This is a genomic window from Acinetobacter sp. GN11, from assembly GCF_054823985.1.
In genome coordinates this window covers 1-677 of record NZ_JRVL01000285.1, presented here as the reverse complement: position 1 = coordinate 677, position 677 = coordinate 1, and the positions used below count along the sequence as shown (strand labels likewise).

Here is a 677-nt window from a genome sequence, read left to right as displayed (position 1 = left end):
AGTCGTTCAAGTCGTTCAAGTCGTTCAAGTGTATATAACGATAAGACAAGCAACGAATGAAAATAATAATTTAAAAATTATTCATCTAAAGATATCGACACTTTAATTTCACAATAGAAAAATTAAATTTAGAATTGTTCATATAACAAGTAATTTTACATAAAAATTAAAAGTATAAGAAAATAAGCGATTTGAATATGAGAAGAGTTTAATTTTCTGGAAGAAATAATGGTGGGCGCTGACGGGATCGAACCGCCGACATTCTGCTTGTAAGGCAGACGCTCTACCAACTGAGCTAAGCGCCCCAGAAGAAAAACTAATTATTCATTAATTCCTTGATATAAGACTTTAACATCTTAAATCATCTTCCAAACACAACCCGAACTGAAAAGTGGCGCAGCGGACGGGGCTCGAACCCGCGACCCCCGGCGTGACAGGCCGGTATTCTAACCAACTGAACTACCGCTGCACTACAATACTTTAAAATAAAGTATGGTCACATATATGGTGGGCGCTGACGGGATCGAACCGCCGACATTCTGCTTGTAAGGCAGACGCTCTACCAACTGAGCTAAGCGCCCTTAATGAGAAAAGATAGCGAATGTATCTTTATACTCTACATTCTCTAGACAAGGGAATCAAGAGAATGGCGCAGCGGACGGGGCTCGAACCCGCGA

The 677-nt window shown here is 40.5% G+C and carries 3 tRNA genes; all 3 read right to left on the bottom strand.

The window, feature by feature from the left end:
• Positions 1–229: 229 nt before the first annotated feature.
• A tRNA-Val gene (locus NL42_RS18160) sits at positions 230–305 on the bottom strand.
• Positions 306–392: 87 nt separating this feature from the next.
• A tRNA-Asp gene (locus NL42_RS18155) sits at positions 393–469 on the bottom strand.
• Between the two features lie 36 nt (positions 470–505).
• Positions 506–581 (bottom strand) — tRNA-Val (locus NL42_RS18150).
• Between the last annotated feature and the right edge of the window lie 96 nt (positions 582–677).